This is a genomic window from Anoxybacillus sp. FSL W8-0382, assembly GCF_038003845.1.
Lineage (GTDB): Bacteria > Bacillota > Bacilli > Bacillales > Anoxybacillaceae > Anoxybacillus > Anoxybacillus flavithermus_G.
On record NZ_JBBOPX010000002.1, the window covers coordinates 1 to 12,036 of the forward strand.

General features: G+C 44.9%; 9 protein-coding genes and 2 pseudogenes. 6 read left to right on the forward strand and 5 right to left on the reverse strand.

Annotated features, from left to right (window positions below):
* Positions 1 to 220: pseudogene (locus NSS60_RS14670) on the reverse strand (HNH endonuclease); the annotation flags it as partial.
* Positions 221 to 413: 193 nt separating this feature from the next.
* Here NSS60_RS14670 and NSS60_RS14675 point away from each other — a divergent pair.
* Genes NSS60_RS14675 through NSS60_RS14685 form a run of 3 tightly spaced genes read left to right on the forward strand, consistent with a single transcriptional unit; the run spans position 414 to position 6,056 of the window.
* Entirely contained in the window at positions 414 to 1,910 is a 1,497-nt protein-coding gene (locus tag NSS60_RS14675; RefSeq protein ID WP_340720965.1) for a type I restriction-modification system subunit M, read from the forward strand.
* On the forward strand, positions 1,903 to 3,129 hold the full coding sequence (locus NSS60_RS14680) for a restriction endonuclease subunit S (protein WP_340720966.1): 1,227 nt from the start codon (positions 1,903 to 1,905) through the stop codon (positions 3,127 to 3,129). The genes NSS60_RS14675 and NSS60_RS14680 overlap by 8 nt, the downstream gene beginning before the upstream one ends.
* Positions 3,126 to 6,056 carry a type I restriction endonuclease subunit R gene (locus NSS60_RS14685; protein WP_340720967.1) on the forward strand — a complete coding sequence of 977 codons (2,931 nt, stop codon included), beginning with the start codon at positions 3,126 to 3,128 and terminating at the stop codon, positions 6,054 to 6,056. The genes NSS60_RS14680 and NSS60_RS14685 overlap by 4 nt, the downstream gene beginning before the upstream one ends.
* Positions 6,057 to 6,080: 24 nt before the next feature.
* On the opposite strand, the gene NSS60_RS14690 is transcribed toward NSS60_RS14685, so the two are convergent.
* Positions 6,081 to 6,809 carry a M48 family metallopeptidase gene (locus NSS60_RS14690; RefSeq protein WP_340720968.1) on the reverse strand — a complete coding sequence of 243 codons (729 nt, stop codon included), beginning with the start codon at positions 6,807 to 6,809 and terminating at the stop codon, positions 6,081 to 6,083.
* 153 nt (positions 6,810 to 6,962) lie between these two features.
* On the opposite strand from NSS60_RS14690, the pseudogene NSS60_RS14695 reads away from it, so the two are divergent.
* Positions 6,963 to 7,178: pseudogene (locus NSS60_RS14695) on the forward strand (tyrosine-type recombinase/integrase); the annotation flags it as partial.
* Between the two features lie 1,022 nt (positions 7,179 to 8,200).
* Here the strand turns inward: NSS60_RS14695 and NSS60_RS14700 are convergent.
* From NSS60_RS14700 to NSS60_RS14710, 3 genes are all read right to left on the reverse strand, one after another.
* Positions 8,201 to 8,416 (reverse strand): DUF3006 domain-containing protein, encoded by a 216-nt coding sequence (locus tag NSS60_RS14700; protein ID WP_340720969.1) that lies wholly within the window; start codon positions 8,414 to 8,416, stop codon positions 8,201 to 8,203.
* Between the two features lie 10 nt (positions 8,417 to 8,426).
* Positions 8,427 to 9,272 carry a ComEC/Rec2 family competence protein gene (locus tag NSS60_RS14705; RefSeq protein ID WP_068896062.1) on the reverse strand — a complete coding sequence of 282 codons (846 nt, stop codon included), beginning with the start codon at positions 9,270 to 9,272 and terminating at the stop codon, positions 8,427 to 8,429.
* Between the two features lie 1,322 nt (positions 9,273 to 10,594).
* A complete protein-coding gene (locus NSS60_RS14710) occupies positions 10,595 to 11,002 on the reverse strand; it encodes a DUF6290 family protein (RefSeq protein WP_340720970.1) in 408 nt (135 codons plus the stop codon).
* Between the two features lie 296 nt (positions 11,003 to 11,298).
* On the opposite strand from NSS60_RS14710, the gene NSS60_RS14715 reads away from it, so the two are divergent.
* Complete coding sequence (locus NSS60_RS14715) at positions 11,299 to 11,601, forward strand: hypothetical protein (protein ID WP_340720988.1); 303 nt, start codon at positions 11,299 to 11,301, stop codon at positions 11,599 to 11,601.
* Positions 11,505 to 11,828 carry a competence protein ComK gene (locus tag NSS60_RS14720; RefSeq protein WP_340720971.1) on the forward strand — a complete coding sequence of 108 codons (324 nt, stop codon included), beginning with the start codon at positions 11,505 to 11,507 and terminating at the stop codon, positions 11,826 to 11,828. The genes NSS60_RS14715 and NSS60_RS14720 overlap by 97 nt, the downstream gene beginning before the upstream one ends.
* Positions 11,829 to 12,036 lie beyond the last annotated feature (208 nt).

The window sequence follows — 12,036 nt, forward strand, 5'->3', positions numbered from 1 at the left end:
GGAAGTCTAATTTCTGATCTCCTACTCTCCCCATTCCAGTATAATGAAACACATCGCCTTCCCATCGATCTTCGTACAAAGCCTTTGTGTGGTCTGATATCAATACAAGGGAATTCGTTCTTTTCGAACGTCTCATTCCACCTTGAGGTGCACATTGGAAGATGGAAACAATCTCATCATTCCTTAATATTTGCCCTGGAACCAATTCATCGATTGTCATGGCTAATGGTATTCCTCCATTTGTTTTTATTCATCGATTGTATAATTATAATAATCTATTAACTTAAATTTCTAAAGAGTAAAAATCAAAATTTTATTCCAGTTGCACTAGAGTTTCCGAAAAGAAAAGACAAACTCTTGTATCATCTGTAAAATAAAATTAGACCATATTTACTACTCACAGGGGGTACATGATGGAATTGACAACACAAAAACTAACACTGCAACAACTTGAATCTCATTTATGGGAATCAGCGAATATATTGCGTGGCAGTATTGATTCTTCTGACTATAAAAACTATATTTTTGGAATGTTGTTTTTAAAACGATTAAATGATGTGTTTGTCGAAACAGCTGAGCGGATTGAAAGGGAAGAAGGAGAAGATTACGGCTGGTATGACCGCGATGAACACCAATTTTTCGTACCTGAAAAAGCACGTTGGAGTTATATTCAATCCCACTCCCAAGACGTGGGGGCGGTTATTAATAAAGCCTTTGAACTATTGGAAGATGAAAACCCTTCCCTACAAGGGGTATTAGCGAATATTGATTTTAACGATAAAGAAAAATTATCAGATAAAACGATTCTTCAATTAGTACAGCACTTCTCGCAAATTGACTTACGCAATGAAAACTTATCAGAACCTGATATCCTTGGTCGTGCTTACGAGTACCTAATTAAGCAGTTTGCTGACGATGCAGGAAAAAAAGGCGGCGAGTTTTATACGCCAAGCCAAGTCGTTAAATTAATTGTCAAACTGATTAAACCTGAAGAAGGCATGCGTGTATGTGACCCAACAGCAGGGTCTGGTGGGATGCTTATTCAATCCGTTGACTACATAAAAGAAAAAGGCGGTAATCCACGCAACATTACATTGCACGGACAAGAGAAAAACTTAAATACTTGGGCGATTTGTAAAATGAATTTGTTGCTTCACGGTTTGAGTGACCATGAAATTAAAAAAGGCGATACGATTCGCGAACCGAAACTATTAGACGAAAACGGCGAGCTTCTATTATATGATCGTGTCATTGCTAATCCTCCATTTAGCTTAAAAAACTGGGGACGTGAGGAAGCAGAAGCAGACGCATTTAACCGTTTCCGCTTTGGTTTACCGCCAAAAAACGCAGGTGATTTGGCGTTTGTTCAACATATGATCGCAACACTCAACCATCGAGGAATCGCTGGTGTCGTCATGCCGCATGGCGTTTTGTTCCGTGGAGGCGCTGAAGGGAACATTCGCCAAGGTATTCTTGAAGAAGATTTGTTAGAGGCAGTAATCGGTTTACCAGCTAACTTGTTCTATGGAACGGGTATTCCAGCATGTATCCTTATTCTAAATCGCAACAAAGCGCCAGAACGAAAAAAACATGTACTATTTATTGATGCATCGCGCGACTATCAAGAAGGAAAGAACCAAAATGTCCTTCGCGATCAGGACATTGACAAAATTGTATCTGCCTTTGAAAAATGGGAAGACCAGGATAAATATTGTCGCGTCGTCTCCCTTGAAGAAATCAAAGAAAACGACTATAACCTAAACATCGCCCGATACATCGACACTACTGAAGAAGAAGAACAAATCGACATCGCCGAAGCTCTCCGCCAACTCCGCCAATTAGAAAAAGAGCGCGAGGAAATCGAAAAAGTGATGTACGGGTATTTAAAGGAGTTGGGGTATGATGAGTGAGTGGAAAAAAATTAACATGAAAGGTAATATTGATATTCTAACTGGTTATGCTTTTAGTTCAAGTAATTTCAACGATGAAGAAGGTATACCACTTATCAGAATAAGAGATCTTGAAACGCATAATCCTAAAACATTATATAAAGGGAATTATGACGACAAATATATTATTAATAAGGGTGATATTCTAATTGGAATGGACGGCGAATTTAATACAGTTCGTTGGAAAGGTCCAAAATCTTTATTGAATCAAAGAGTTGCTAAAATTAAATCTCTAAATCCACATATTATTAATAATGAATTTATTTTTTATCGTCTTCAAATTGAACTAAAAAAAATAGAGAGTTTAACACCTGCTACCACCGTGAAACACTTATCAAAAAAAGATATAGAAAATTTGACATTAATTTTGCCTCCTGAACAAGAACAACGCAAAATCGCGGCCATTCTCTCCTCCGTCGATGAAGCAATTGAGAAAACCAAAGCGATCATCGAGCAAACGGAGAAAGTGAAAAAGGGGCTTATGCAACAGTTGCTCACAAAAGGAATTGGGCATACGAAGTTTAAAAAGACGGAGATTGGCGAGATTCCGGAAGAGTGGGAAGTTAAAACTTTAGGTGAGTTGCTAAAGTTAAAAGGGGGATTCGCATTCAAAAGTTCAGATTTTGTTGAAAAAGGAGATATTCCAGTTCTTCGCATTTCAAATATTAAGAATAATTATATCGATTTATCAGATGCAGTATATGTTACAAACGAGGTTGCAAATTCCTTAAATGAATATTTGTTAAGGGAAAACGATATTGTTATTGCTATGTCGGGTGCAACAACTGGAAAGATTGGTCGAATTGAGAAAAAAGACATTCCTGTTTTATTGAATCAACGTGTAGGTTTATTTAAGATTTATCAGGAAAGTACATTAAGTAATGATTTTCTATACTACTTTGCGCAGTCAAAACATTTTCAGAGTTCAGTTGGTTTAAATGCTATTGGCGGAGCACAGCCAAATATAAGTGGGAAGCAAATTGAATCCGTTAAAATAGGGTTGCCGTCTTTTGAAGAGCAGCAACAAATCAGTCTAATTCTTTCCAATATTGATAAGAAATTAGCAAATGAAGAACAAAGACTCATCCAATTCCAGGCGATTAAAAAAGGTCTTATGCAAGTCCTTTTAACAGGCAAAGTCCGAGTGAAGGTAGATGAGGACGAGGGGACGTCGTCGTGAGTTACGAGTGGGCAAAGGAACGGCCAGTTGAACATCGATTAATCAAGCAATTAGAAGGACTAGGATATACGTACATTCCAGGACATGAGCTCGATTCAGAGCGCATGTCCTATCGGGATGTCGTGTTGGAGAAACGGTTAAGACAGGCGATCCAGCGCCTGAATCCATGGATCGACGACATCAACCTGCATAAAGTCGTGCGTATGGTGACGCATATCAACGCCGCAAGCATCATGGAGGCTAACGAGAAGTTCTATGACATGGTCGTGAACTATGTGTCCATCCAGCAGGACCTTGGGAAAGGGAAGAAAAGTCAGACGGTCAAGCTGATTGACTTTGATAACCCTGACAACAACGAATTTTTAGTGGTGAACCAATTCAAAGTCAGTGGACCGATGACGACCATCATTCCGGATGTCGTCCTGTTTGTTAACGGTCTGCCTCTTGTCGTCATCGAATGCAAAAGCCCGACCAAGCCGCATCCAATCAACGAGGCGGTCCAGCAGCTACTTCGCTACCAACAAGAAGTGGAGCGTCTCTTCCATTACAACCATGTCGTTGTTGCGACATGCAACGAACAGGCAAAATTCGGATCGATCGGCGCAAGACTGCGACACTTTGGAGAATGGAAAGACCCATATCCGCTTAAACCAAGCGACATCGGCGACAGCCCGACGCGTCAGGACATCTTGGTCGCGGGCATGTTCCCGAAAAAGAATCTGCTGGACATGATCCAAAACTTTGTTGTCTACGAGGCAGAAGGCGGACGCACGATCAAAAAAGTGTGTCGCTACCAGCAATTCCGCGCCGCGAACAAAGCAGTTGAACGGATTTTAACAGGAAAGACGCCGAAGGAACGGGGCGGCGTCGTCTGGGCGACGCAAGGGTCCGGTAAAAGCTTGACGATGCTTTACCTTTCCGTCAAACTGCGGCGCCTCAAGGAACTACGCAACCCGTCCATCGTCATCGTGACAGACCGCACCGATTTGGACGAACAAATCACGAATACGTTCCGTCGTTGCGGATTCCCGAACCCGCGGCGCGCCGAAAGTGTCCGGGATCTGCGTGACTTGCTGCGGACGGCGACAGGCGCGACCATCATGACGACCATTCAAAAGTTCCAGGACCACGTCGACGACGGGGGTGACCTGCTCTTAAATGACGCGGACAACATCTTTGTCCTCGTTGACGAGTCACACCGCACCAATTACGGGGGACTGGCGATGAACATGCGGTCGTCGCTGCCGAACGCGGTATATATCGGGTTCACGGGGACGCCAATTGACAAAGAAGACCGCAGCACCGTCCAAACGTTCGGGACGTACATTGACACGTATACCATCCAGCAGGCTGTCGAGGACGGAGCGACAGTCCCGATCTATTACGAAAGCCGCCTGCCGGAGTTACGGGTCGAGGGCGAGTCGCTGGACGCGATTTTTGACCGCGTCTTTCAAGACTATTCGAAAGAGGACAGGGAACGGATCAAGAAGAAATACGCGACAGAGGAGGCTATTATCGGGGCACCGCAACGCATCCGCCGAATCTGTCTCGACATCATCGAACACTACGAGAAACATATCGCACCAAACGGTTTCAAAGCGCAAATTGTCGCGATCAACCGCGAGACCGCAGTTCTGTATAAAGAAATTCTCGATGAACTCAACGGTCCGGAGTCGGTCGTCATCATTTCCGCTAACAACAATGACAACGACCGATTGAAAAAATACCATCTAACCAAAGAGCAGCAAAAGCACTACATTGAGCGCTTTAAAAAGCCGCTGCATGAGGACAAGCTGGCGTTTATCATCGTGTGCGATATGCTGCTGACCGGGTTTGACGCGCCGATCGAGCAAGTAATGTACCTCGATAAGCCGCTAAAGGAACATAACTTGCTCCAGGCGATCGCAAGAACGAATCGGACCTACGACAAGAAGACATATGGCCTCATCGTCGACTATTACGGCGTGTCCGCGTTCCTTAAGCAAGCATTAGCCATTTTTAACCCGACGGACATCCAGGGAGCGATGACGTCGATCCAGTCAGAGATACCGCGACTGCAGTCGCGACATCGCGCCGCCATGCGCTTTTTTGACGGCGTCAATCGCGACGACATTGAAGCGTGCATGAAAATCCTAGAACCCGAAGACGTGAGACACGCCTTTGACCGAGCGTTTAAACGCTTCTCCGAAAGTATGGACATGATTATGCCGCATCCAGAGGCAAAACCGTATTACGAGGACCTGAAATTTTTAGGGAAAGTGCGCCAGTACGCGCGCAACCGCTTCCGAGACGAGCAGATGGACATCTCTGACTGCGGAGAAAAAGTGAAGCAGCTCATTTACGACCATATTTACACGACGGATATCAAGGCGCTTCACCGTCCTGTCAGCATCCTCGAAAAGAATTTCGACGCCCATGTGAAAAGTTTAACGACGGACGAGGCGAAAGCGTCGGAAATGGAGCACGCGATCCGTCACGAAATCAAAGTGAAAATCGAGCAAAATCCGGTCTATTACACATCGCTGAAGGAACGACTCGAACAGCTCATTCAGGCAAGAAAAGAGAAGCGAATCAATGACGCCCAGCTCGCATTTGAATTGGAAAAATTGATCGAGGAGATGCGTGGCCAGTCCAAAACTATTGAAGAAGAAGGGCTGACGCCGCAATCCTATCCGATTTTTCAATTGCTGCAAAAGGAATGGACCGATCAAGAAGAAGAGAAAGAACGGCTAAAAGAAATCACCCAGATCATTGTGGAACATATCGAAGGCCTCGTCGTCATCGACTGGGTTAACAAAGAAGACGTCAAACGCGAAATGCGTAAAAAAATCAAGCGCCAGCTCCGGACAAGCAAATGCCCGTCCGATAAAATCGAGGCGCTTGCTCAGCAAATCGTTGAACTGGCGGAAATCCATTACAAAAAATAAGGCACCCTTCATGGGTGCTTTTTTCTATATCGTTAGCGTCGGGCCGTTCACACGCAGCCATTCTTTCCGTTTCTCATAATCCGGCAAAATCGAACGTACCAGATTCCAGAAATTTTTCGAATGATCCGCGTAACGCAGATGGGCTAATTCATGCACAATCACATAATCAACAACGCGCATTGGGGCCAGAAAAAGACGCCAATTCAAATAAACCGCTCCCTGTGGTGTGCACGTTCCCCAGCGAAACTTCTGCTCTTTTACCGCAAGCTTCGCCGGCGTTACCCCTAGACGCTGTGCATAACGTTTCACCCGTTCTTCCGCTTTCATCTGCGCCCGCTGGATATACCAAGATTTTAATGCTTCACGAATCATAGGCACATGCTCTATATCATCGGCTGATGTTGGTGTTTCAATATAAAATTTCCCTTGATGAAATAACACTTTTACCTTATCGATATCTTGATTTTGTTTCACCTTAATTCGATAATACCGCCCTAAATACGGTAATTTCTCCCCACTAACAAATTCTAACGGAGCCGGTGGTCGCTTAATCTCATTCAAAGAGTTCCACTTATCTAAAATCCACGTTGCCTTCTTACGCAAAACTCGGTTTATTTCTTCCAGAACTAGATGATCGGGAGCTACCACTGTAACCCCCTCCATCCACTCTACAACAATAGAAATATCTTCTTTCCCTTTCACCTGCTGCAATGTGTACTCAATCGCTGTCGTTCCAAACTGAAAGGTAGGCATAAAACACGTCCCCCAAAATATCAAGTGATACCCCTATTATACAAACCAGTTATCCACTTTTTCACTGGATTTATCCCCCAAAATCCCACTACATAAATACCGATGCGTCCATGTGATCATTTACCTTCGTACATACGCGTGTCTATGTGTTGAAGAAGAATGATTGAAAGCTACATCCTGCCGAATAAAAAGCTCACGCCCCATATGTTCCGGCATACGTTTTGTAAGTGGATGTTAAAAGCGACGAACAACGATATCGAAAAGGTGCGCCGGCTAGCCGGTCATAGCCATATCGCTACCACATCGCGGTACTTAAAGGACAGCTACAGTGATTTGGCGGATGCGGTGGAGGTGTTGCCAAAGTTTTAATATTGTTGTATGTGGAAAAGGGAGAAAAAACAGCAATATATCAGGGTGACATTGTTGGTTTACTGGTTTGACCCCGGTTAACTCCGACGCCACCGAAAAAGCCGGAGGTCGATTTGTCCTGGCTGGCCGTGTCACCGCACACTCTGGGGGTCGTGTGGATGTCCTGTGTTGACTCTGGGATGTCCTCAGGAGGAGGCAGACGCCGCCACGAAGGATACCCATGGTGTCTCGTTCTCCCCCCATCCGGCGTTTCGTGACGTCAATGACATCACGCCCCTAATCCCGACGCTTACCGTCCGGCTCGTTTTGTGGGAACAAGACGGACAGTTGCGTCAAGGGGCGCTGGCATTATCCGATGATTCGGTGCCGTTGCCGCTCGATCGCGTCTCACTGAACCGAGACACATGTCGTCCGTCAAGGGCATCGATGAAGTCTTGTGTGAGCCGCTGTCCATACCGGAAGATTTGCTACTCGGCGGGGATGACAACCCGATTGACCGGCTGAACGCTGAAGAAGGCTTGGTATCCTTCGCCACACCGCTTGTAGCGCACTTCCACTTCCTCGCCCACACAGCCAAGGGGGCATTTCCGCGACATCCTATGTCTCCGACGCGTCCCTTGATTGAGTCTGCCCTGCATCATCCAATCCTACAAAGCCTCCCTTTCCCCAAAAACGTCTGTATGAGCGCATTAGGTCGGTTTTTAGCGGTGTTCTTCTTTTATCCAGTGATCCGGCTTTCAGCCATCGGACGAATGGATACCACGGGCAACAGACGCCCAGCAGTCGCCACGATAGCGGCCACTCGCTTCGTACCTTGATTGAGTCCACGATTGAGTCCACGAAGGTTGATCTTCTCCATCATTACAATGACGAGCCGCCAACCACCCATCATTAGTCGCCACACGCCTCTCACTGAAGGACAGAAGATGACTCTAACAGACAGGGGTTTCCCATGCCAGAGACAAAGAACGCCTCAGCGCTCCCTTGTTTTGGGAAAATCGTTTATATAAAAAAATGAGGTGTTACTCCTCAAACACCTCATTCATCAACTCTTCAATCTCTTTCCACCGCTTCTCTGTTTCTTTTTGATCCACTCGGAACTTTCCGTTCTCTTGTACAATCACATCGCCGGCGCGGGCGTTTTTGGGTAGCTTGCTTTTCTCAATATCGATCATTTTGCCATCCTCCGCCTCACAAACTGCCCATTTACCCTCGAAGCGATCAATGATATATTTCATTTAACCACCTCTAATAAATTGGTTTTACGTTGAAGGTAAGTGTTGTCCCGTTGGTTGTTGCGATAATCGTTCCTTGTTTGTCGGTACGGAATACCTTGACTTTATAAGATTTCAACCGATTTAAAACTTCCGGTGTCGGATGACCATAGGCGTTCTTGCCGACCGAGATTACCGCATACGTTGGTTTTGCAGCTTTTAAAAGCGTTGCGCTGGTCGATGTTTTCGCACCGTGATGACCTACTTTCAACACATCAGCGCGCAAATCCTTTTTCGCTTTAACCATATCCGCTTCTGCTCGAGTCTCGGCGTCGCCTGTAAACAGAAACGACTTTTTGCCGTAGGTTACTTTCAAAACAGCGCTCCAGTCATTTGTATCGCTAGTGCTGTACGATTTTACAGGTCCAACAAACTTCGCAGTCACACCTTTGATTGGCAGAACAACATCTGCTTTAGCAACTTTGATGGTAAGTTTCTTATTTTTCACAGCGACCAAGAAATCTTTATATGCTTGCGTTGTATTACCGACTTTTGGAGCATACACACTTTTCACAGGGAAAGCCTTGAGAACCTCATCAAGACCGCCAATATGGTCGGCGTCTGGATGAGTCGCGATCATGATTTCGATGTCCTTTACCTTCTGCTTTTTAAGATAGGCGACGACATCACTGCCATCTTTATTTCCTCCATCAATGAGAATGTCCTCTCCATTTGGCGCTTTAATGTAAATACTGTCACCTTGCCCAACATTGATGAAGTGTACATACATGTTTTTTGGGGCTGCGTCTGTTACAATTCCCGGTAGTATTGCTATCATAAATACAATTACAGCTACCATCAGCATCTTGATTTTCCTCATTGAAAACTCCCCCTTTTACTTTTCAAGAAGATTATACCATCAATTGAGCTAAGAGGGAGTATAGAAAACAAACAGGAGGCGAAAAAATGTTCGATATTATCGGTAAACTGAAATGTCCCGTGTGTTCAAAAATCGTACATCCCAAAGATAAGGTGTTTCTGGACATAATCAATACAGTCATTCATCAACGATGTTACTATCAATACTACACAACTCGTAAATTTCTTCCCTTCAAAGATCAAGGGACATTCCAAAAAATGCTGCTTAAATACCCATTTTTTCAGGATGGCGACACCTCCAAGGGTATGTAACATTTATCGTCTGACAGTTAATTCACAAGAGACATTATGTCCTTCCTCCGAGTACAATGATATGATGTCTACTGTCCTTCCTTAGGGGGATGTAGAGAAAATTGTGTCAAACAAATCTCCCTTTGGGAGAAGATTGCGGCGACACACTTTCTCTCATAGGGACATGCCAGACAATTCCGAGGCGTCTACTGTCCTTGCAGGGGACAGCAAGTTTCCACGTTGTCTTCGTGGTTCCTCTCTGCCGCGACCCTCTGCGTCCTCATGGGCTCCCTCAAACGAGTATCGGGGGACAGGAGACCCCACCCGCTGTCTCTCAACAAGACACCTGTCGCGCCTCGCTTTGTTGTTGCATAATGGAGAAGCACTCTCAAGGGAAAGTCGTCCTGTCTTGGCGTTGTCTGTTGTCCCTTGTTGCGACAATAAAGGGTGCGGTCTGGCCCGCCCTACAGAAGTTATGTAGGCAGAGGTGGACAGTACGGAGGACAGATGGATCTTCTTCTTTCACTGCTGTGCATTGTACCGCGACATCTATGTCTCTCCCTCGTCGTCTATAGAGTTGTAGTTCACGCTCGGCTTACTTATCCACTATTTCAACAAGTCTACGGTTTATAACTTTTCTTTCTTTTGATTTTGCATTCATAACATTGTGCTAATTAATCACACAATCTTTCCGCAAAATCTTTCTCTAATCCACCTTCAAAATACCGATCAGTCACTGTTTTTGTCATATAAGATGTGTCTTTCAAAACAAGCATAAAATCCCTCTTTTCCCTCCTTTTCAGCTGCTTTATCTCTTCATTTCATCTCTATCAAAGTACAACACCAAGATCCAAAACCCTCGGGACTCCCCCCACCAATCTAATGAGGTATTGGAACAAAACCAATTTGGTTTATTCTTTCTTTATGGTCGCGGGAGCAAGCAGGCTGACGCCCATAATATAAGGGCGACGAACCATTTCACGGGAACGTCAGTTCTTGACCAACCTCTTAAGATTGCAAAAAATAAGAGCGTTAGAAACGCTTCCACTTCAATTCCGATATGAGTTGCCGCACCGCCTCCGACTCCGACATGTTTTTTGTCTGACAGTATTTCTGGAGAAGTTCGTAAAGCTCGTCGTCCAAGCGCACGGTAATGCGATATGACTTGGACTTTTCTTCTTTTGGGCGTCCACGTTGGAGCTTTTTGCATTCGACGCGCAGATCATCATGGACGACAACATCGAGGTATCCGAACCGCTCATAAATGTTTTTATGTTTCTCTACGAATTCTTCCCACATTCGGGGAATTTCTTCAAGAAGCCGGAGGTACTCTTCCTGCAGCCTCTTTGTTTCCTCTGGGGACCGAGGGCGCCGCTTGCCGAATTCCTGAAGGACGAGAACCTGAAAATCGTGCCGCTCATAGCATCTTCCTTCCATCATCGCCATCACCTCTATTTTTTGTCCGACACTATTTGTGTTTATTATACCTCCAGACTTTCACTAATTCAACATTTTTCGTCTGACATAAAATTAAGATACCAGTGCCAATTTTGCCTTTCAAAGCACAAATTAATCGAATCGGCGTTTTTCAGAACAAAAATCGCTGTTTTCGAGCTGAAAGATAATGTTTTGTCATTTTGATTTTTTTGCCAAATAGGGGTATATTGTACTTAAAAATGTGATATTTTCGACAAATTTCACCCCGAGCGTTAAGGGGAAGAAGGGGATGAAAAAAGTTGGACTGGGAAGAGGTAAAGCGGTTCGCCTATGCCGGCCAGGCGTTTATCCCTGTCAACGTGGAAAACAAAGGGGATTCGGTCAAACTTTTTTTCAGGAGCGGGGAAACTAAGCTGCTTGACGTGCAATCGAGTCTGTTTTTGAAGCGGCTTCTGACCTTCTTTGGCACAAGCATTTCGATCAACCGCATCGGTATGGGGAGTTGGTGGGGAAAAAGCAGCTCGTTCCCATCGTATTGTCGTATGGCTTTACCATCATTCCGTTTAACGTTCGCGAGCCGGTCGGCCGACAAAGCCGTGTAGGGTGGTTTGTGTCAAGAGAGATTGAGCAGTTCCGGCAAAGATCTCCCCAGTGCACCACGATCCATCTTCTTTCCGGACATCAGATTCCTGTGTTTCATTCCCGCAAGTTCTGCATTGACCAACTCAAAAATGCAAAATGGATTGAGATGTGCTACGGGGAGATTCATGAACCGCATCGCAGGCAATGGATAAACGGCAGCGCAGTTTGTGAAACGGTGGTTATGTAGTGAAATGAATGATTTATCGCAATAAACCGGAAGGATCGGCGGCATTGGAGGCCGCTTTTTTCTTTCCTAACAAGCAAAAATTATAATGGGGTGAGGCAAAGGAAGGAGCGTACTTGGGAAGGAGGTAAAAAAAATAAAACGCATTTTTAGCCTGTTGCATTTTTTAATGCAACGGCCTAAAAATGCGCCAGGACAAGACTAAAGAATA

Bases quoted from the DNA above. Each gene is read 5' to 3' on its own strand.
- NSS60_RS14675 (WP_340720965.1), top strand. From the start codon at position 414: ATGGAATTGACAACACAAAAACTAACACTGCAACAACTTGAATCTCAT.
- NSS60_RS14680 (WP_340720966.1), top strand. From the start codon at position 1,903: ATGAGTGAGTGGAAAAAAATTAACATGAAAGGTAATATTGATATTCTA.
- NSS60_RS14690 (WP_340720968.1), bottom strand. From the start codon at position 6,809: ATGCCTACCTTTCAGTTTGGAACGACAGCGATTGAGTACACATTGCAG.
- NSS60_RS14700 (WP_340720969.1), bottom strand. From the start codon at position 8,416: ATGAAATATATCATTGATCGCTTCGAGGGTAAATGGGCAGTTTGTGAG.
- NSS60_RS14705 (WP_068896062.1), bottom strand. From the start codon at position 9,272: ATGAGGAAAATCAAGATGCTGATGGTAGCTGTAATTGTATTTATGATA.
- NSS60_RS14710 (WP_340720970.1), bottom strand. From the start codon at position 11,002: ATGATGGAAGGAAGATGCTATGAGCGGCACGATTTTCAGGTTCTCGTC.